18 protein-coding genes are annotated in these 17,124 nt (G+C 63.3%); 16 read left to right on the top strand and 2 right to left on the bottom strand.

Going from position 1 to position 17,124, the window contains the following annotated elements; genetic code table 11:
* Positions 1 to 49 precede the first annotated feature (49 nt).
* Both ACF8NF_RS02385 and ACF8NF_RS02380 read right to left on the bottom strand, forming a co-directional pair.
* A complete protein-coding gene (locus ACF8NF_RS02385; protein WP_016447800.1) occupies positions 50 to 841 on the bottom strand; it encodes an SAM-dependent methyltransferase in 792 nt (263 codons plus the stop codon).
* Positions 838 to 1,458, bottom strand: coding sequence for a Maf family nucleotide pyrophosphatase (locus ACF8NF_RS02380; RefSeq protein ID WP_046985931.1), 621 nt, complete (start codon positions 1,456 to 1,458; stop codon positions 838 to 840). The genes ACF8NF_RS02385 and ACF8NF_RS02380 overlap by 4 nt, the downstream gene beginning before the upstream one ends.
* A 25-nt stretch (positions 1,459 to 1,483) precedes the next feature.
* On the opposite strand from ACF8NF_RS02380, the gene ACF8NF_RS02375 reads away from it, so the two are divergent.
* The 16 genes from ACF8NF_RS02375 to era all read left to right on the top strand — a co-directional run bounded on the left by ACF8NF_RS02375 (position 1,484) and on the right by era (position 17,115).
* Complete coding sequence (locus ACF8NF_RS02375) at positions 1,484 to 2,041, top strand: DUF177 domain-containing protein (RefSeq protein WP_034363818.1); 558 nt, start codon at positions 1,484 to 1,486, stop codon at positions 2,039 to 2,041.
* A 137-nt stretch (positions 2,042 to 2,178) separates the two neighbouring features.
* Positions 2,179 to 2,361, top strand: a complete 183-nt coding sequence (gene rpmF / locus ACF8NF_RS02370) for a 50S ribosomal protein L32 (protein WP_012207072.1) — start codon at positions 2,179 to 2,181, stop codon at positions 2,359 to 2,361.
* Positions 2,362 to 2,474: 113 nt separating this feature from the next.
* Entirely contained in the window at positions 2,475 to 3,515 is a 1,041-nt protein-coding gene (gene plsX / locus ACF8NF_RS02365) for a phosphate acyltransferase PlsX (RefSeq protein ID WP_016451174.1), read from the top strand.
* A 5-nt stretch (positions 3,516 to 3,520) separates the two neighbouring features.
* Positions 3,521 to 4,498, top strand: coding sequence for a beta-ketoacyl-ACP synthase III (locus ACF8NF_RS02360; protein WP_016447796.1), 978 nt, complete (start codon positions 3,521 to 3,523; stop codon positions 4,496 to 4,498).
* 57 nt (positions 4,499 to 4,555) lie between these two features.
* Positions 4,556 to 5,500 carry an ACP S-malonyltransferase gene (gene fabD / locus ACF8NF_RS02355; RefSeq protein ID WP_392449999.1) on the top strand — a complete coding sequence of 315 codons (945 nt, stop codon included), beginning with the start codon at positions 4,556 to 4,558 and terminating at the stop codon, positions 5,498 to 5,500.
* Positions 5,497 to 6,243: a 3-oxoacyl-ACP reductase FabG gene (gene fabG, locus ACF8NF_RS02350; protein ID WP_016447794.1), complete on the top strand. Its 747-nt coding sequence runs from the start codon at positions 5,497 to 5,499 to the stop codon at positions 6,241 to 6,243. Before fabD ends, fabG begins: the two co-directional genes overlap by 4 nt.
* A gap of 149 nt (positions 6,244 to 6,392) precedes the next feature.
* Positions 6,393 to 6,632, top strand: coding sequence for an acyl carrier protein (acpP, locus tag ACF8NF_RS02345; RefSeq protein WP_003058049.1), 240 nt, complete (start codon positions 6,393 to 6,395; stop codon positions 6,630 to 6,632).
* Between the two features lie 39 nt (positions 6,633 to 6,671).
* A complete protein-coding gene (gene fabF, locus ACF8NF_RS02340) occupies positions 6,672 to 7,916 on the top strand; it encodes a beta-ketoacyl-ACP synthase II (RefSeq protein ID WP_016447793.1) in 1,245 nt (414 codons plus the stop codon).
* Between the two features lie 644 nt (positions 7,917 to 8,560).
* A complete protein-coding gene (gene rpoE, locus ACF8NF_RS02335) occupies positions 8,561 to 9,190 on the top strand; it encodes an RNA polymerase sigma factor RpoE (protein ID WP_016447792.1) in 630 nt (209 codons plus the stop codon).
* A 73-nt stretch (positions 9,191 to 9,263) separates the two neighbouring features.
* Positions 9,264 to 9,977, top strand: coding sequence for a sigma-E factor negative regulatory protein (locus ACF8NF_RS02330; protein ID WP_043791440.1), 714 nt, complete (start codon positions 9,264 to 9,266; stop codon positions 9,975 to 9,977).
* Positions 9,978 to 10,282: 305 nt separating this feature from the next.
* Entirely contained in the window at positions 10,283 to 11,752 is a 1,470-nt protein-coding gene (locus tag ACF8NF_RS02325; protein WP_026062374.1) for a DegQ family serine endoprotease, read from the top strand.
* Positions 11,753 to 12,181: 429 nt separating this feature from the next.
* On the top strand, positions 12,182 to 13,990 hold the full coding sequence (lepA, locus tag ACF8NF_RS02320) for a translation elongation factor 4 (RefSeq protein WP_016447789.1): 1,809 nt from the start codon (positions 12,182 to 12,184) through the stop codon (positions 13,988 to 13,990).
* Positions 13,990 to 14,967 carry a signal peptidase I gene (gene lepB, locus ACF8NF_RS02315; RefSeq protein WP_016451178.1) on the top strand — a complete coding sequence of 326 codons (978 nt, stop codon included), beginning with the start codon at positions 13,990 to 13,992 and terminating at the stop codon, positions 14,965 to 14,967. The genes lepA and lepB overlap by 1 nt, the downstream gene beginning before the upstream one ends.
* Before the next feature lie 70 nt (positions 14,968 to 15,037).
* A complete protein-coding gene (locus ACF8NF_RS02310; protein WP_212644970.1) occupies positions 15,038 to 15,391 on the top strand; it encodes a DUF4845 domain-containing protein in 354 nt (117 codons plus the stop codon).
* A 9-nt stretch (positions 15,392 to 15,400) separates the two neighbouring features.
* Positions 15,401 to 16,084: a ribonuclease III gene (gene rnc, locus ACF8NF_RS02305; protein ID WP_012207060.1), complete on the top strand. Its 684-nt coding sequence runs from the start codon at positions 15,401 to 15,403 to the stop codon at positions 16,082 to 16,084.
* Positions 16,081 to 17,115, top strand: a complete 1,035-nt coding sequence (era, locus tag ACF8NF_RS02300; protein WP_392449998.1) for a GTPase Era — start codon at positions 16,081 to 16,083, stop codon at positions 17,113 to 17,115. The genes rnc and era overlap by 4 nt, the downstream gene beginning before the upstream one ends.
* Positions 17,116 to 17,124 lie beyond the last annotated feature (9 nt).

The raw sequence follows: 17,124 nt of genomic DNA, 5'->3' as shown, positions 1-17,124 counted from the left end.
CGCCTTCTTGTGGAAGGCGGGCTTTTTTTGCTCATCGAGGAAGACAGTCTCAGCGACCGATGGAAAATACCACCGGTGTGCGGTTGTCCGGCACTTCCTTGTGCTGGCGCCATTCGCGCACCAGACGGCTTTCGATGCGGGCGCTCTCCAGTGTCAGGCCGCAGGCCAGCGCCAGGCGCGTATGGGGTTGCAGCGTCTGCAGCAGGGCCTGCCACAGCGCGGCGTTGCGGTAGGGCGTCTCTATGAACTGCTGGGTCTGGCCTTGGCGCAATGCCAGGGCTTCAAGCTCCTTGATGCGCTGAACCCGCCCGCCAGCGTCCTGCGGCAGGTACCCCACAAAGGCATAGTTCTGTCCGTTGAGTCCGCTGGCGGCCAGGGCCAGCAGCAACGACACCGGACCGATCAGGGGCACGACCCGTATGCCCAGATCATGCGCGGCGCGCACGATGGAGCTGCCGGGGTCGGCCACGGCGGGCATTCCGGCCTCGCTGACCAGTCCCATGTCGTGGCCCAGCAGCAAGGGGGCGAGCAGTGGCTTGGCATCGAAGACCGCTGCGCCCTTGTCGCCGTGGTCGCCCTTCTTGTGGGCCTCGCGCGGCAGTTCTGTGATCTGCTGGGCTTGCAAGGGTTGGGCCAGGGCGTGCAGTGCGTCAATGCGCTTCAGGTAGGCGCGCGTGCTTTTGGCGTTTTCGCAGATCCAGTGGGTCAGGCGTGCAGCGGTGCGCAGTGTTCCATCGGGCAGGACCTGCGTCAGCGGCGTTTGCTCGTCGCAGCCGAAGTCCAGCGGCGCGGGCACCAGATAGAGCGTTCCTCTGGTGGGTTGGGTTGCAGCATCGTTCATGGCAGCACGGCTCCTGCGGCGCGCAGCAGCTGGCATGTGCGGATCAGCGGCAGGCCGATCAGCGCCGTGGGGTCGTCGCTGACGATGGCATCCAGCAGCGCGATGCCCAGTCCTTCGCTCTTGGCGCTGCCTGCGCAGTCATAGGGCTGCTCGGCGCGCAGGTAGCGTTCGATCTCCGCGTCGTTGAGATCACGAAACCGGACCTGGACGGTGACCGCATCGGTCTCGGCAAAGCCGCTTTCCCGGCAGACCACGCTCACCGCGGTGTGGAAATTCATCTGGCGCCCGCTCATCTGGCGCAGTTGTTCGGTGGCGCGCTCGTGGGTGCCGGGCTTGGACAGCGGCATGCCATCCAGCTCGGGTACCTGATCGGAGCCGATGACGACGGCGCCCGGGTGCAGCGCCGCCACGGCCTGTGCCTTGGCCAGGGCCAGTCGCAACGAAAGTGCATGCGGTGTTTCGCCGGTCAGTGGTGTCTCATCGACTTCCGGGGACACGGTCTGGAATGGTAGTTGCAGCCGCTCCAGAAGTTCGCGGCGGTAGCGTGAGGTGGAGCCAAGGATCAGGGGGCGTGCCAGGCCGGGAGCCTGGGCTAAGGCGAGGTGGGAAGCTTGCATGCCCGGATTCTCTTACACTGCCCGCATGAGCAAGGAATTTTCTGCGGCCCGCCTCGATGTTCGCGCTTTTGCGCAATCGGCGGGCCATCTCCAGGGTCAGTCGGCGCTTTCGGCCTTTCCTCGTCTGGCCGAGGATGCGCAGCCGGATGCCGCTGATGGGCACGGCGAGGTGCACTGGCAGGCTGACGGCGAACTGGTCGAGCAAACCGGCGGCTCGGGTCAGGTCTGGCTGCATCTGCAGGCCGATGCTGTCGTTCCGATGGTGTGCCAACGCTGCCTCACTGTGGCACCCATCTCCCTCCAGGTCGATAGGTCTTTCCGCTTTGTTGCGGACGAGACCACGGCCGAGTCCGAGGATGACGAGAGCGACGAGGACCTGCTGGTGCTCAGCCGCGAATTCAACCTGCTTGAACTCATAGAGGATGAGCTGCTCATGGAGTTGCCCGTGGTGCCACGCCACGACAGCTGCCCCGAGCCGGTGAGCATGCAGTCCAGCGACGCAGACTTCGAGCAGGCCATCGAGGACAAGCCCAATCCATTTGCCGTGCTGCGCGGGCTGGATGTGGGCAAGTCAGCCGACTGATTGCGATGTCCGGAAAAAAGGCCGAGGCCGGGAAAAGCGATTGCGCTATAATCAAGGGCTTCGCGCGAAACCCCCTCGTGTCTTTAATGGGCTGATCGCGTTTTTTACCAACCCTTTTCAGATACACAGGAGCCATCATGGCTGTTCAGCAGAACAAGAAGTCCCCCTCCAAGCGCGGTATGCACCGTTCGCACAACGCACTGAATGTGCCTGGCATTGCCGTGGAACCCACCACCGGTGAAACCCATCTGCGTCACCACATCAGCCCCAACGGCGTGTACCGCGGCCGTCAAGTGCTGAAGAACAAGTCCGAAGCCTGATCTTCGACCGTTCCCGCAGGGCCCGCGGCTACAGTTTTCGTAGCGCGGGCTTTTGTTTTTTCTGATGGTTGCTCCTATCTTTCCAGGCCTTGCAACAGGCTTGCCAGTCGCACATGATCACTTTGGCCGTTGACTGCATGGGGGGTGATCACGGCCCCCGCGTCACGCTTGCGGCGTGCCGCCAGTTCCTCGATTCCCACCCCGATGCCCGGCTGCTGCTGGTCGGCCAGCCCGATGCGCTGGCTGGCTTTGCGCATGAGCGCGCCAGTGTGGTGCCGGCCTCGGAAGTGGTCGGCATGGATGATCCGATCGAGATGGCGCTGCGCAGGAAGAAGGATTCCTCCATGCGCATCGCCATCCAGCAAGTCAAGGATGGCGCGGCTGCCGCTGCTGTGTCGGCTGGAAACACGGGTGCGCTGATGGCCATCTCGCGCTACCTGCTCAAGACACTCGATGGCATTGATCGCCCTGCCATCGCGCCCCAGTTGCCCAATGCCAAGGGCGAGGCCACCACGGTGCTGGACCTGGGTGCCAATGTGGACTGCTCGGCCGAGCATCTGCTGCAGTTCGCCGTCATGGGCTCGGCCCTGGTGTCTGCCCTGAACAACGAAGAGGCGCCCTCGGTGGGTCTGCTCAACATTGGCGAGGAGCAGATCAAGGGCAGCGAGGTCATCAAGCGCGCTGGCGAACTGCTGCGCGCGGCCGGCAAGGCCGGTCATCTGAATTTCTACGGCAACGTCGAAGGCAACGACATCTTCAAGGGCACGACCCAGGTCGTGGTCTGTGATGGCTTTGTGGGCAACGTGGCTCTCAAGTCTTCCGAGGGGGTGGCGTCCATGATCTCCAATGCCCTCAAGCAGGAGTTCAAGCGCAACATCTTCACCAAAATGGCGGCCATCGTTGCCTATCCGGTGCTAACTGCTTTGATGAGGCGCGTGGATCATCGCCGCTACAACGGCGCGGCGCTGCTGGGCCTTCGCGGGCTGGTCTTCAAAAGCCATGGATCGGCCGATGCCTTGGCTTTCGAGCACGCGCTGAAGCGCGCGTATGATGCGGCCCGCAACAACCTGCTCGACCGTGTCCGTACCCGTATCTCCGCAGCCCTGCCTCTGTTGCTGGCTGCGCAGTCGGAATCGGGACCGTCGGCGCCCTAATACAGATGAGACGCTACGCACGCATCACCGGCACGGGCAGTTACCTGCCACCCCGCCGACTCACCAATCACGATCTGGCAGCCGAACTGGCCCAGCGCGGCATCGAGACCTCGGACGAGTGGATCGTCGAGCGCACCGGCATCCATGCCCGACACTTTGCCGCGCCAGAAGTGGCCAGCAGCGATCTGGCCTTGGAGGCATCGAAGAAGGCGCTGGAAGCCGCCGGCTGCCAGCCGCAGGATATCGATCTGATCATCGTCGCCACATCGACGCCGGACATGGTCTTCCCGTCCACGGCATGCATCCTGCAAAACAAGCTCGGCGCCAATGGCTGTGCGGCCTTTGATGTGCAAGCCGTATGCAGCGGCTTTGTCTACGCCCTCACCGTGGCCGACGCCATGATCCAGTCCGGCGCTGCGAGCCGCGCGCTGGTGGTGGGCTCCGAAGTATTCAGCCGCATCCTGGACTTCAACGACCGGACGACCTGCGTGCTGTTCGGTGACGGTGCCGGAGCCGTGGTGCTGGAGGCGTCCGAGCAGCCAGGCATCCTGGCTTCCGACCTGCATGCCGACGGCAAGCATGTCGGCATCCTGTGCGTGCCAGGCAATGTCTCCGGTGGCCAAATCCTCGGTGATCCGCTGCTGAAGATGGATGGGCAGGCCGTGTTCAAGCTGGCGGTCGGCGTGCTGGAGAAGGCTGCTCGCGCCACGCTGGACAAGGCAGGGCTCACCGATGCCGACATCGACTGGCTGATCCCCCACCAGGCCAATATCCGCATCATGCAAAGCACGGCGCGCAAGCTCAAGCTGTCCATGGACAAGGTGGTGGTGACGGTGGACCAGCATGGCAACACGTCGGCTGCCTCGATCCCCCTGGCGCTGGACCACGGCGTGCGCAGTGGCCAGGTCAAGCCCGGTCAGACCGTGCTGCTGGAAGGTGTTGGCGGCGGCTTCACCTGGGGCGCGGTACTTCTCAAGATGTGATGCGGGATGCCTGCCTGAGGGCAGGCGCCCATGGCGCGGCCTTTTTTTTTGAAAATCATGAAGAAGTTTGCATTCGTTTTTCCTGGTCAGGGTTCGCAATCGGTAGGCATGCTCGACGGATGGGGTGACCATCCCGTCGTGGCCCAGACCTTGGTCGAAGCCTCCGATGCCCTCGGCGAAAACATCGGCCAGCTGATCCAGCAGGGGCCGAAGGAAGCTCTGGCGCTCACCACCAATACCCAGCCTGTGATGCTGGTGGCCGGTGTGGCTGCCTGGCGCGTCTGGCAGGCCGAAGGCGGCGCGCTGCCCGACGTTGTGGCGGGCCACTCGCTGGGTGAGTACTCGGCCCTGGTCGCGTCAGGTGTGCTGACCCTGGCCCAGGCTGCGCCGCTGGTGCGGCTGCGCGCGGCTGCCATGCAGGAGGCCGTTCCCGTGGGAACCGGTGCCATGGCTGCCATCCTGGGGCTGGATGCCGACAAGGTGCGCGCAGGCTGCGCAGAAGTCACGGCGGCATTGGGTGGTGCGGAAGTCGTCGAGGCCGTGAATTTCAACGACCCCTCGCAGACCGTGATTGCCGGCAGCAAGGCGGCTGTCGAGAAGGCCTGCGAGGCCCTCAAGGCCGCAGGCGCCAAGCGCGCGCTGCCGCTGCCGGTGTCGGCGCCTTTCCATTCCAGCCTGATGAAGCCTGCGGCCGAAAAGCTCAAGGCGGCGCTGGCTGCCACCGTGCTGGCTGCACCGCGCATCCCAGTGCTCAACAACATCGACGTGACTGTGCAGCAGGATGCCGATGCCATTCGCGATGCGCTGTATCGCCAGGCCTTCGGCCCGGTGCGCTGGGTGGAATGCGTTCAGGCCATGAAGGCCCGCGGCGTCCTCCACCTCGTCGAGTGCGGTCCCGGCAAGGTGCTGATGGGCCTGACCAAGCGGATTGACGCGGACCTGACGGCCGCTGCCCTCTATGACCCGGCCACGCTGGCCGACGTGAAAGAATCCCTCGCATGACTGACAACCAGAACAAGCCCCAGGTTGCCCTGGTGACGGGTGCCTCGCGCGGCATCGGTGCCGCCATTGCCCAGGAGCTGGCAGCACGCGGCTACCGCGTGATCGGCACGGCCACCACCGATGGTGGTGCCGAGAAGATCAGCCAGGCCCTGTCGGCCCATGAAGGCTGCCGTGGCGTGAACCTCAATGTCACGGACGTGACCGCCGTCGATGCCCTGATCGACAGCATCGTCAAGAATGACGGTGGCCTGCATGTGCTGGTCAACAATGCCGGCATCACGCGCGACACCCTGGCCATGCGCATGAAGGACGATGACTGGGATGCGGTGATCGACACCAATCTCAAGGCGGTTTTCCGAGTCAGCCGTACGGCCATTCGGCCCATGATGAAGCAGCGCTTCGGACGCATCATCAACATCACCAGCGTCGTTGGTGCCTCCGGAAACCCCGGTCAAGCCAACTATGCAGCTGCCAAGGCCGGCGTTGCCGGCATGACGCGTGCGCTGGCCCGTGAACTGGGCAGCCGCGGCATCACGGTCAATTGCGTGGCTCCGGGCTTCATCGCCACCGACATGACGGCGGAGCTGCCTGAAGAGCAGAAAAATGCCCTGAAATCGCAGATCGCCATGGGTGATCTGGGCCAGCCCAGCGACATCGCCCATGCCGTGGCCTATCTCGCATCGGCGGGCGCAGGCTACGTCACCGGCCAGGAATTGCACGTCAACGGCGGCATGTACATGTAAGCGCTGCGGCGGCTGCGGGCAGATCCCTGCCAGAAGCCGCCGTTGCTTGCAACCGAAGAGGCCGTTTCCTCGCGACGGCCGGCTGAAGAGGGCGTAAGGTCCGAAACGGCTAGAATCGCGGGTTCATTCACAACCCCCAGAGGGAAACCATGAGCGATATCGAAGCACGTGTCAAAAAAATCATTGCCGAACAACTCGGCGTTGAAGAGTCTCAAGTCACCAACGAAAAGGCCTTCGTGGCTGATCTGGGTGCTGACTCCCTGGACACGGTGGAGCTGGTGATGGCCCTGGAAGATGAATTCGGCATCGAGATCCCCGACGAAGACGCGGAAAAGATCACGACGGTGCAAAACGCCATCGACTACGCCAACACCCACCAGAAGGCCTGACAGGGCCCTGACCCGAGCGATCAGCAGAAGGTTTTACGCATGAGCCGTCGTCGCGTTGTCGTGACCGGCCTGGGTTGCATCTCCCCCGTGGGTAACACGGTGGGCGACGCCTGGGCCAATCTTTTGGCCGGCCAGTCCGGCATTGACCTCATCACCAAGTTCGATGCCTCGAACTTTGCCTGCAAGATTGCGGGCGAGGTCAAGGGATTCGATGTGGAGTCGTACATGAGCGCCAAGGATGCGCGCTCCATGGACACCTTCATCCATTACGGCATCGCTGCTGCGGCGCAAGCCGTGCAGGACTCAGGTCTGCCCACGGGCGAGGCCTTGTCGGATGATCTGGCTACGCGCATCGGCTGTGTGATCGGTTCGGGCATCGGCGGCTTGCCGCTGATCGAGAACACCCACGCAGAACTGGCTGCGCGCGGACCGCGCCGCATCACGCCGTTCTTCGTGCCTGCCTCCATCATCAACATGGTGGCTGGCCATGTGTCCATGCGGTTTGGCTTCAAGGGGCCGAATCTCGCCGTGGTGACTGCCTGCACGACCGGGCTGCACTGCATAGGCGAAGCAGGACGCATGATCGAATACGGCGATGCCGATGTGGTGGTGGCTGGTGGCACGGAAGCCACGGTCTCCCCGCTGGGCGTCGGCGGCTTTGCCGCCATGCGCGCACTGTCCACGCGCAATGATGATCCCAAGGCCGCCTCGCGTCCCTGGGACAAGGACCGCGACGGCTTTGTGCTGGGTGAAGGTGCAGGCGTGCTGGTGCTGGAAGAGTACGAGCATGCCAAGGCCCGCGGTGCCAAGATCTATGCTGAACTGTGCGGCTACGGCATGAGTGCCGATGCCGGCCACATGACGGCGCCCAACATGGACGGCCCGCGCCGCGCCATGCTGTCAGCTTTGCGCAACGCCGGCATCAACGCCGACCAGATCGATTATCTGAATGCGCACGGCACATCCACGCCGCTGGGCGACCTCAACGAGACCAATGCCATCAAGGCGGCTCTGGGCGATCACGCCAAGAAAATCGTTGTCAGCTCGACCAAGTCCATGACCGGTCACCTGCTGGGTGGCGCTGGCGGCATCGAGAGCGTCTTCACCGTGCTGGCACTGCACGAGCAGAAGATTCCCCCGACCATCAATCTGGACAACCAGGATCCCGAGTGCGATCTCGACTACTGCGCCAACACGGCACGGGATGCGAAGATCGAAGTGGCAGTGAAAAACAACTTCGGGTTCGGCGGCACCAACGGAACGCTGGTGTTCAAGCGAATCTGAGGCCTGCACACCTCACCATGAAAAGCCCGCCCCGCAAGGGAGCGGGCTTTTTTATTTCTCCCATGGGTCAGGGCGCGTCCGGCTGGGGTGGGATGCATGTCAGACATGCTGCGGTTTTGCGACACTGCAGGCATGACGTCACGCCATGCCCCGCCCGCAGTCCGCCATCCGCTGAATCCACCGCGTGGGTCGGTCGCATGCCTGTGCGCGCTTTGGCTGCTGGCGGCCATGCTTTTGCTGGCGTGGGCGCTTGATCTACAGTCCGGATGGGGGCCTGCCGTCGTGGCTGTCACGGGTTCTCTGGTTGCAGCTGCAGGCATGTGGCATGGATGGCGCGCCCTGGGCAGAGGCTTTGTTGCATGGGATGGCGCGCAGTGGTGGCTTGGTGAGGCAGCCGCTGCCTACGATGCGCAGCCGGTGCTGCTGCAGGTGCGCGCTGACGGTGGTCAATGGCTATGGGCGCAGGCCAGACCCGTTTCGACGGGGTCTTTGCGCTGGCGAAGCTCCCGCTGGCTGCTGCTGTCTTACAGGCAGAGTCCTGAAACCTGGGGTGATTTGCGGCGTGCTGTATATTTCCCGCCCAGACCTACAGAACGCGCGCAGTGACTGCGCCAGGGCCGCCACGGCCCGTCTTCACCGATTTCATGACGCCTCCCGAATTCCCGCCTTCTTCTGCCGACAGCGACCTGGCTCTGGTCGAGCGCACCAACGCAGGAGACATGCGGGCCTTCGAGCTGCTGGTCATCAAGTACCAGCGCCGCATCGAGCGCCTCATTGGCCGCATGGTGCGCGACGTGGACCTGGTGCCTGACATTGCGCAGGAAACCTTCATCCGGGCCTATCGGGCGCTGCACCAGTTCCGGGGTGATGCCCAGTTCTACACCTGGCTGTATCGCATCGCCGTGAATACCGCCAAGAAGGCGCTGCTGGACATGAAGCGCTCGCCGCTGATCACCGAAAGCGCGTTACACAACGGGGATGACGATGATGAAACTTCCCGGCTCAGCCAGGAACTAACCACCGAAGAAACACCCGAAACGATCCTGGCGGCCCAGGAAATTGCCCAGGCAGTCAACGCCGCCATGGAGGCCTTGCCCGAAGATCTCCGTCAAGCCGTCACGTTGCGGGAAATCGAAGGCCTGAGCTACGAGGAAATCTCGAACGCCATGGGTTGTCCCATAGGCACCGTGCGTTCACGCATCTTCCGTGCACGCGAAGCGATTTCAGCGAGAGTCAAGCCTTTGCTGGAGCGCCAGTCTGGCAAGCGGTGGTAGCAACGGGTGATGGCCATCGGGTGGCGCATTTTTTGGGTACAGGGTCTCAGAGCAGACAGGCAGGTGATTGATCATGAATGACGATCTGACGAAGCGCGAACAATTGTCGGCATTGGCTGATGGCGAACTCTCTGCCGCGGAGCTGCAGGCCGCGCTGGCCTATGCGCAAAGCGATGCAGGCCAGCAGGAATGGCGCATGTACCACCTGGTGGGCGATGTGCTGCGCTCCCCTGAGCTGGCGCACCACAGCCGGCACGATCTGCTTTCCGGAATCCGCTCCCAGTTGGCCAATGAGCCGCGCCGCCCCCTGGTTCCCGTCGCCGTAGACGAGCTGGAGCAGGTCGCGCGCCCGGCGCACGGCAGGGCCGTCGTCAATGGCGCGCCGCTGCACGACGCAGCCAATGCGTCGGTATTCCGCTGGAAGATGGCTGCGGGTTTTGCTTCCGTGGCGGCCGTGGCTGCCATTGGCTGGAGCGTGATGCTCGGCGCGCCTGCAGGCCCCGGCGCGGCGCCGGGCCGGGCATTGGCCGCCCTTGAAACGGGGGCGCCTGCAGCGGCTGCTGTCGCTGGAAATGCCCAGGACTTCCCTCTCGGAGATACGGCCCAATCCTCTTCGGTGGTGGCTGTGGCAGGCCCTTACGGCCAAAGCGTCATGCTGCGTGATCCGCGCCTGGATGCGCTGCTGGCCTCCCATCCGCAATACAGTGGTCCGGCCACGTTGCAGATGCCGGCCAGCTTCCTGCGCAATGCCAACTTCGCCTCGGCACCGCGCGCGAACCAGCGCTGAATCCCGCAGGAGAGCATGACTCTCCTGCCTTCTTTTGCACCCGCGTCCAGCCGTTCGGCATTGAAATGGACGCGGGTGCAGTCATTTGTGGCCCATGCACGGCGGTTCGCGCCGCATGCATGCTGCCGATTCGGGAACTAACAGCGTCTTTCAGGCTTCTGAGCCATCGTCTGGCCGGTGCATGCCGGGACTGCGCCAGAATGTGGCGTTCGTCCGAGATGCAAGTCGGCACCGCGTATCTGAACAGGCCGCCCGGGCGCAATGGGCACGGGGGCAACACAATGATTGAGAAGGAAAGGATCACCATGACCACAGTTCGATGGAAGACGCTGCAGTCCTGCACACTGGCAGGCGTTCTGGCGCTGGCTGCTGGCAGCGCCTCAATGCTGGTGCCGGTGAGTGCCGCTCATGCGCAAAGCGGTGCCGTGGTGCGGGGTCTGCCGGACTTCACCGACCTGGTCGAGCAGGTAGGGCCTTCCGTGGTCAACATCCGCACGTTGGAGAAGGCGTCGGCCAACTCTGCCGAGGCGCTGGGCATGGATGAGGACATGCTCGAGTTCTTCCGCCGCTTCGGCCTGCCCGTGCCCAATGTGCCGCGCCAACGCCCCCAGCCGCGTTCACAGCCTGACGAGGAACAGCCGCGTGGCGTGGGGTCGGGCTTCATCCTGACGGCGGACGGCTTTGTGATGACCAATGCCCACGTGGTCGAAGGTGCTGACGAGGTCATCGTCACGCTGACCGACAAGCGTGAGTTCAAGGCCAAGATCGTGGGCAGCGACAAGCGCACCGACGTGGCTGTGGTCAAGATCGATGCCACCGGACTGCCCGCCGTGAAGATCGGCGACGTGAACCGTCTCAAGGTCGGTGAGTGGGTGATGGCCATCGGATCGCCCTTCGGCCTCGACAACTCGGTCACCGCAGGCATCGTCAGCGCCAAGCAGCGCGACACGGGAGACTATCTGCCCTTCATCCAGACCGATGTGGCCATCAATCCCGGCAACTCGGGCGGCCCGTTGCTGAACATGCGCGGCGAGGTCGTGGGCATCAACAGCCAGATCTATTCGCGTTCCGGCGGTTTCATGGGGATCAGCTTCGCGATTCCGATCGACGAGGCCGTGCGCGTCAGCGACCAGCTGCGCGCCACCGGCAAGGTCACGCGAGGGCGCATCGGCGTGCAAATCGGGCAGGTCACCAAGGACATTGCTGAATCCATCGGCCTGGGCAAGGCTCAGGGTGCGCTGGTCTCTGCCGTGGAACCCGATTCCCCAGCCGCCAAGGCCGGCGTCGAGGCGGGTGACGTGATCATCAAGTTCGATGGGAAGGCCATTGAGAAGGTCGCCGACCTGCCGCGTCTGGTGGGCAATACCAAGCCCGGAACGCGCAGCACCATCACCGTATTCCGCCGTGGAGCCGCCAAGGATCTGACCATGGTGATCGCCGAAGTCGAGCCCGATGGCGCTCCCCAGGCAAAGGCTGCAGGCAAGGGCAGCACCCTGGTCTCCCAGTCGCTGGGCCTGACGCTGGCCGAACTCACGGATGCCCAGAAAAGGGAATTGGGCATCAAGGGCGGTGTCCGCGTGACGGCCGCTGTCGAGGCAGCAGCACGCGCAGGCCTGCGCGAAGGTGATGTGATCCTGCAACTGGCCAATGTCGAGATCACGGGGCTCAAGAGCTTCGAGGCCACGCTGGCCAAGGTGGACAAGAGCAAGCCGGTGAACCTTCTGGTGCGCCGCGGCGAATGGGCTCAGTACGTGCTTATCCGTCCTGCCCGCTGAGGGGCTGGGGCAGGCCGGTTTTTCGGGGTCCTGGGGAATACCCTCGGAATCCGGACCAAGGCCTGCCCATGCCCCTTGGGGCATTGGGTAAAATGCCCCACCAAAGCGTGACGGCTCAAGGCGTCAGAAACCTGTTTTCAAAGAGGATTGTTGCGGTGCAAAAGCACCGCACTATCCGGTGATCGACGGGCTAGAAATGGCTTGTTGGGTCTGTTGATAAACTGTTGATAAATAATTGTGACAGATCAAGCCCGGAGCTTTGCAGGCCTTGTCAGGGCTTGGTTTCCAGCCCTTTTTGCCTACAATAAAGTCCCAACTATCGCAGTTGCCAGAGATTGTTGGTTCGGGGCGCGTCGTTCATGGACGCGCCCTTTTTTCTTGCGCGCCGACCCTGTCGTTTTCCACTTTCACTAGCAGTCCTTCTCGTTGATGAACCACATCAGAAATTTTTCCATCATTGCGCACATCGACCATGGCAAGTCGACGCTGGCCGACCGCCTGATCCAGCGTTGCGGAGGCCTGGCTGACCGTGACATGGAAGCCCAGGTGCTGGACTCGATGGATATCGAGAAAGAGCGCGGCATCACCATCAAGGCGCAGACGGCTGCCCTGCAGTACAAGGCCAAGGATGGTCAGGTCTACAACCTCAACCTCATCGACACGCCCGGCCACGTGGACTTCTCGTACGAAGTCTCGCGTTCCCTGTCGGCCTGCGAGGGAGCGCTGCTGGTGGTGGACGCCTCTCAGGGCGTAGAGGCACAGACCGTGGCCAACTGCTATACCGCGCTGGATCTCGGCGTGGAAGTGACGGCCGTTCTCAACAAGATGGATCTGCCGCAGGCCGACCCCGACAACGCCAAGGCCGAGATCGAGGACGTCATCGGCATCGATGCCAGCGATGCCATTCCCTGCTCGGCCAAGACCGGCATGGGCATCGACGAGATCCTGGAGGCCGTGGTTGCCAAGGTGCCGCCGCCCAAGGGCAATCCCAATGGCCAACTGCGCGCCATGATCATCGACAGCTGGTTCGACACTTACGTGGGCGTCGTGATGCTGGTGCGCGTGGTCGATGGTGAACTCAAGCGTGGCGAGCGCTTCAAGATGATGGCTTCGGGCGCTGCCTACGAAGCCAACAACCTGGGCGTGTTCACTCCGGCCGACGTGCCGCGCGACGCGCTGCGCGCCGGCGAGGTGGGTTACATCATCGCCGGCATCAAGGAACTCAAGGCAGCCAAGGTGGGCGACACCATCACGCTGGAAAAGAAGCTTCCCAACAATCTGGGCCCTGCCACCGAGGCCCTGCCCGGCTTCAAGGAAATCAAGCCCCAGGTGTTCGCGGGTCTGTACCCCACCGAAGCCAGCGAATATGACCAGCTGCGCGATGCGCTGGAAAAGCTGCAGCTCAACGATTCGTCCCTGCAGTTCGAGCCTGAAGTCTCGCAGGCGCTGGGCTTCGGCTTTCGCTGCGGCTTCCTGGGCCTGCTGCACATGGAAATCGTGCAGGAGCGCCTGGAGCGCGAATTCGACCAGGATCTGATCACCACCGCGCCCAGCGTGGTCTACGAAGTGGTCAAGGGCGATGGCGAGGTCATCCAGGTCGAGAACCCGTCCAAGATGCCCGATGCCGGCCGTATCGAGGAGGTGCGCGAGCCCATCGTGACCGTGCACCTGTACATGCCGCAGGACTATGTGGGTCCGGTGATGACGCTGGCCAACCAGAAGCGCGGCGTGCAGATCAACATGCAGTACCACGGTCGCCAGGTGATGCTCACCTATGAGATGCCGCTGGGCGAGATCGTGCTGGACTTCTTCGACAAGCTCAAGTCGGTCTCGCGCGGCTATGCCTCCATGGACTACGAGTTCAAGGAGTACCGCGCCTCCGACGTGGTCAAGGTGGACATCCTGCTCAACGGCGAGAAGGTCGATGCGCTGTCCATCATCGTGCACCGCTCCCAGGCCACGTACCGCGGCCGGGCCGTGGTGGCCAAGATGCGCGAGATCATCAGCCGCCAGATGTTCGACGTGGCCATCCAGGCCGCCATCGGCGCCAACATCATTGCTCGGGAAACCGTCAAGGCCATGCGCAAGAACGTGCTGGCCAAGTGCTATGGCGGCGACATCACCCGCAAGCGCAAGCTGCTGGAGAAGCAAAAGGCCGGCAAGAAGCGCATGAAGCAGATCGGTTCGGTGGAAGTGCCTCAGGAGGCCTTCCTGGCCATCTTGCAAGTGGAGGATTGATGCAAGCCATGCAATGGATTACGGCCGTCGTGCTGGCGGCTTTCGTGGGCTATATCGGCGCCTGGTACACGGGCTTCATCGAGGGCAACTTCGCGTTGCTGCTGTTCCTGGCCACCGTGGTCACTGGCCTGTACTGGGTGGCCGAACGGCTGTATTTCCTGCCCCGCCGCCGCCGCGCCGCCGTGGCCATCGAGGAGGCTGCTGTGGCGCGCCGCGCAGAACTCGACCGCATGGGCATCGCCAAGACCGACATCGAGGTGTCGGAAGAGGCCAAGGGCCGCATCCTCATGCAGCCCTGGTGGCTGGACTGGACCGCGGGCCTGTTCCCCGTGATCGCCATCGTCTTTGTCCTGCGCTCGTTCCTGTTCGAGCCGTTCAAGATTCCCTCGGGCTCCATGATTCCCACGCTGCTCGTGGGCGACCTGATCCTGGTGAACAAGTTCACCTACGGCGTGCGCCTGCCGGTGATCAACACCAAGATCACCCAGGGCCAGCCGCTGCAGCGCGGCGATGTGGTGGTGTTCCGCTATCCTCCGCAACCCAGCCTGGACTACATCAAGCGCGTGGTGGGCCTGCCGGGTGACGAGATCTCCTATCTGAACAAGCGGCTGACGGTCAATGGCAAGGAAGTCCCGGTCAGCGAACTGCCGGACTTCTTCGACAAGGACGCGATGCGCTACTTCAAGCAGTACGAGGAGTCGCTGGGCGACAAGCCGCACCGCATGATCGTGAACCAGGACGTGCCCGCCTTCATCCAGGGTGCCAGCGGCTTCGAGTTCCGCGAGAACTGCCGCTACAGCGTCGAAGGCATCACCTGCAAGGTGCCCGAGGGCCAGTACTTCATGATGGGCGACAACCGCGACAATTCGCTGGATTCCCGATACTGGGGCTTTGTGCCCGACAAGAACATCGTTGGCCGGGCCTTTTTCGTTTGGATGAACTTCGGGGATTTCAAGCGCATCGGCGGCTTCCATTGATCACATGCATGCCTGAGGGCCGGATGCCCCCAGGCATGCGCGAGGGATTCACATCGGAGGAGGAAAAAGCATGTTGACATCGAACAACCGGCGTTCGCGCCAGCGCGGTCTGTCCTTTCTGGGACTGGTGTTTGTGATTGCCCTGGGCGTCGGTGTGGTGGCCGTGGGCGCACAATCCGTGCCGGTCTTCCTGGAGTACCAGGCCATCGTCAAGGCCGCCAACAAGGCGGCCCGCGAAGGCAATTCCGTGGCTGAAGTGAGGGCCAGCTTTGAGCGTTCCGCCGCCATCGATGACTTCACTTCCGTGAAGCCGGCTGACCTCGAAGTGACCAAAATCAACGACCGTGTGGTCGTTGGGTTCGAGTACTCACGCGAGATACATCTCGTGGGGCCCGCCTACCTGACCTATCGTTTTAAGAAGTAGACCCAATAGGTGCCACCCTTACTGAATGCGCTGCAGCTGAGGCTGCAGCATCAATTTGCCGAGCCTGCATTGCTGCAGCGTGCCGTCACGCACCGCAGTTTCTCGGCAGACAACAACGAGCGCCTGGAATTCCTCGGTGACTCGGTGCTGAATCTTGCCATTTCCAGCCTGCTCTACCAGCGGCTCAGTTCCATGCCCGAGGGCGATCTGTCCCGCGTGCGCGCCAACCTGGTCAAGGAAGGCACGCTGCACCAGATCGCGCTGAGGCTGCAGTTGCCCGATCTGCTGCGCCTGGGCGAAGGCGAATCCAAGTCGGGCGGCAAGCAACGCCCCTCCATCCTGGCCGATGCGGTCGAGGCCCTGATCGGCGCAGTGTATCTGGACGCCGGCTACGCTGCGGGCGAGAAGGTGGTACACCATCTCTTCGAGGGCGTGGACATCAACCCCCACATGCGCGCAGCCGAAAAGGATGCGAAGACGGCCCTGCAGGAATGGCTGCAGGGGCGGCGCATGAAGCTGCCGCAGTACGAAGTGGTTGCCACCACGGGCGCCGCCCATCGCCAGACCTTCGAGGTGGCCTGCGCGATTGCCGAGTTGCAACTGCAGGCCCGGGGAACGGGTGCCTCGCGCAGGGCCGCCGAGCAGACGGCTGCCACAGCCATGCTGGAACTATTGAAAGCAAGACACGCATGAACCAAGACAAACCCCCGGCGCCGGCACAGACCGCCGCCGAACTCGATGCCCTGCTGGCTGCGGCCAAGCCCGGCGCTGGCGCAGCTCGCACGGCATCCGCTGCTGATGACACCCCGGCACCCGAGGTGCCGACCGGCCCGCAGCGCTGCGGCCTGATCGCCATCGTCGGCAAGCCCAATGTGGGCAAGTCCACGCTGATGAATGCGCTGGTGGGCCAGAAAATCAGCATCACCTCGCGCAAGGCGCAGACCACGCGCCACCGCATCACGGGCATTCGCACGCGCGCCGCGACGCAGTTCATCTTTGTCGATACGCCGGGTTTCCAGACCAAGCACAGCACGGCACTGAACAAGTCGCTCAACAAGACCGTGATGGGCGCCATCGGCGACGTGGACCTGATCCTGTTCGTCGTGGAAGCCGGCCAGTTCACGCTGGCCGATGCCAAGGTGCTGTCGCTGTTCAAGCCTGGCATCCCCATGCTGCTGATTGCCAACAAGCTGGACACCGTGGGCCGCCGTGCCGAGATCGCACCCTGGCTCAAGGGCATGCAGGAGCGCCATCCGTTTGCCGAATTCGTGCCCATGTCGGCCAAGAACAAGGGAGACATCGAACGCCTGTTCGGCATCTGCGAGAAGTACCTGCCCGAGCAGGACTGGATGTACGCCGCCGACGAGCTGACCGACCGCAGCGAGAAGTTCCTCGCCTCGGAGACCGTGCGCGAGAAGCTGTTCCGATTCACGGGCGACGAGCTGCCCTACACCTCCACGGTGGTCATCGACAAGTTCGAGGAAGAGGCCAGCAAGCAGCACAAGCGTTTCATCCGCGTGGCGGCCACCATCGTGGTCGAACGCGACGGCCACAAGGCCATGATCATCGGAGAGAAGGGCGAGCGCCTCAAGCGCATCAGCACCGAGGCGCGCCAGGAGCTGGAGAAGCTCATGGATGCCAAGGTCTTCCTCGAAGTCTGGGTCAAGGTCCGCTCCGGCTGGGCCGACGACGAAGCCCGCGTGCGTTCGTTCGGCTACGAGTGAGCACCCTTA

This window comes from Delftia sp. WSY_22, assembly GCF_043104185.1.
Taxonomy (GTDB): domain Bacteria; phylum Pseudomonadota; class Gammaproteobacteria; order Burkholderiales; family Burkholderiaceae_C; genus Comamonas; species Comamonas tsuruhatensis.
Note: the sequence above shows the minus strand (reverse complement) of the source record. Positions and strands in the feature narration are given on the sequence as shown.

What these genes read in the sequence shown, in the direction of transcription:
- lepB (WP_016451178.1), top strand. Translation starts at nt 13,990, where the DNA reads ATGCAAGCCATGCAATGGATTACGGCCGTCGTGCTGGCGGCTTTCGTG.
- fabD (WP_392449999.1), top strand. Translation starts at nt 4,556, where the DNA reads ATGAAGAAGTTTGCATTCGTTTTTCCTGGTCAGGGTTCGCAATCGGTA.
- rpoE (WP_016447792.1), top strand. Translation starts at nt 8,561, where the DNA reads ATGACGCCTCCCGAATTCCCGCCTTCTTCTGCCGACAGCGACCTGGCT.
- acpP (WP_003058049.1), top strand. Translation starts at nt 6,393, where the DNA reads ATGAGCGATATCGAAGCACGTGTCAAAAAAATCATTGCCGAACAACTC.
- ACF8NF_RS02325 (WP_026062374.1), top strand. Translation starts at nt 10,283, where the DNA reads ATGACCACAGTTCGATGGAAGACGCTGCAGTCCTGCACACTGGCAGGC.
- ACF8NF_RS02360 (WP_016447796.1), top strand. Translation starts at nt 3,521, where the DNA reads ATGAGACGCTACGCACGCATCACCGGCACGGGCAGTTACCTGCCACCC.
- plsX (WP_016451174.1), top strand. Translation starts at nt 2,475, where the DNA reads ATGATCACTTTGGCCGTTGACTGCATGGGGGGTGATCACGGCCCCCGC.
- era (WP_392449998.1), top strand. Translation starts at nt 16,081, where the DNA reads ATGAACCAAGACAAACCCCCGGCGCCGGCACAGACCGCCGCCGAACTC.
- fabG (WP_016447794.1), top strand. Translation starts at nt 5,497, where the DNA reads ATGACTGACAACCAGAACAAGCCCCAGGTTGCCCTGGTGACGGGTGCC.
- lepA (WP_016447789.1), top strand. Translation starts at nt 12,182, where the DNA reads ATGAACCACATCAGAAATTTTTCCATCATTGCGCACATCGACCATGGC.
- rpmF (WP_012207072.1), top strand. Translation starts at nt 2,179, where the DNA reads ATGGCTGTTCAGCAGAACAAGAAGTCCCCCTCCAAGCGCGGTATGCAC.
- fabF (WP_016447793.1), top strand. Translation starts at nt 6,672, where the DNA reads ATGAGCCGTCGTCGCGTTGTCGTGACCGGCCTGGGTTGCATCTCCCCC.
- ACF8NF_RS02330 (WP_043791440.1), top strand. Translation starts at nt 9,264, where the DNA reads ATGAATGACGATCTGACGAAGCGCGAACAATTGTCGGCATTGGCTGAT.
- ACF8NF_RS02310 (WP_212644970.1), top strand. Translation starts at nt 15,038, where the DNA reads ATGTTGACATCGAACAACCGGCGTTCGCGCCAGCGCGGTCTGTCCTTT.
- ACF8NF_RS02385 (WP_016447800.1), bottom strand. Translation starts at nt 841, where the DNA reads ATGAACGATGCTGCAACCCAACCCACCAGAGGAACGCTCTATCTGGTG.
- ACF8NF_RS02375 (WP_034363818.1), top strand. Translation starts at nt 1,484, where the DNA reads ATGAGCAAGGAATTTTCTGCGGCCCGCCTCGATGTTCGCGCTTTTGCG.
- ACF8NF_RS02380 (WP_046985931.1), bottom strand. Translation starts at nt 1,458, where the DNA reads ATGCAAGCTTCCCACCTCGCCTTAGCCCAGGCTCCCGGCCTGGCACGC.